We start from the raw sequence: 1347 nt of genomic DNA, 5'->3' as shown, positions 1-1347 counted from the left end.
GATTTATCTTGTTCCCCAGCTAGTTCCTAATTGACTCCAATCGCTCTAATTATTACTGTGACTTGATTTCATCGTCTTTATTTGCTCGACCATTTTTAAATTGAGCGAACCGTGAGTCTTGATTCATCCCTGGATAGCTAGAGACAACAAATCTATCGTCTCCCCGCCAGTGCCAGATCCACAAGCAAACACGGTCTGCCCGACCGCTAAAATATTTAGTGCTGCGTTTTTATCTCTCAAGTTGAGGTTATTGCAGCTTGGACAAGTCCACTCTCTAACATCTAGAGGTAGCTTATCCAAAATATGACCACACGGGTTACAGCGTTTAGAAGATGGAAACCATCTGTCTATTGCTCCCAATTCTCGGTCATGCCATTTGCATTTGTATTGGAACTGGCGCAATGCTTCGCCCCAACCACAATCTGCAATGGCTATGGCGAGCTTTCTATTCGCCATCATATTTTTGACAGCTAACGTCTCAGTATAGATAGCTTGGTTTTCGCGTACTAACTGAGTTGTTAATTTATGTAAAAAGTCTTTACGGCAATCGGCTATTTTAGCGTGTAGCAAAGCTACTTTTAGCCTTGCCTTATATCAGTTGTTTGAACCTTTCTTTTTAGACGCTAGTCTACGTTGTAGAGTTTTCAGTCTAGCTTGATATTTCTGGTAGTGCTTGGGATTGCCTGATGCGAAGCCAGTTGATGTAACCATTACATCTTTGATGCCAAGATCGACACCGATTTTACCTTCGGTTTTGTCCCACTGTTCCAATTCTTCCTCAACCAAGAAAGAGACAAAGTACCTATTACTTGGGTCTTTAGAAATAGTTACCGATTTGGGTTCGCCAGTAAAATATCTACTCCATCTAATCTTCAATGGTTGAGACATTTTGGCTAGAGTCAGCTTGTCGTCTTGCCATTTGAAAGCATTAGGAGCATAGTGGGCTGACTGCCTACCATTCTTTTTCTTAAATCTGGGGTATTTATTTCTCCCAGCCAAAAAATTGATGAATGCAGTATTTAAGTGTCTTAACCCTTGCTGTAAAGGTACTGCTGAGACTTGCTTCAGCCAGGGTTTTTCAGGGTCTTTCTTTAACTTAGTTAAGGCATTAGATGTATCTTTATAGCTCAATGAAACATTATCCTGGTAGTAGCTATTGGTTCTCAAAGCTAATGCCCAGTTATACACGAATCTAGTACATCCGAACGTTTGCCCTAGCTCTAGTCGCTGCGCTGAAGTTGGGTAAAATCTGTATTTAAATCCTCTAAGCTGTTTCATGATATTACTTTACCAGAAAACGGGCTTCGCTGTAAAGTTCGATTCATGAGGGGCTGTTTGCGTGGGTTT

1 pseudogene is annotated in these 1347 nt (G+C 41.2%); it reads right to left on the bottom strand.

From position 1 onward, the window contains the following. Positions 1-123: 123 nt before the first annotated feature. Positions 124-1278 (bottom strand): annotated as a pseudogene (locus H1P_RS38720) (RNA-guided endonuclease InsQ/TnpB family protein). Positions 1279-1347: the final 69 nt, after the last annotated feature.

This window comes from Hyella patelloides LEGE 07179 (genome assembly GCF_900659865.1).
Classification (GTDB): domain Bacteria; phylum Cyanobacteriota; class Cyanobacteriia; order Cyanobacteriales; family Xenococcaceae; genus Hyella; species Hyella patelloides.
The sequence above is the reverse complement of the archived record's forward strand: the minus strand, read 5'-3'. Positions and strand labels throughout refer to the sequence as shown.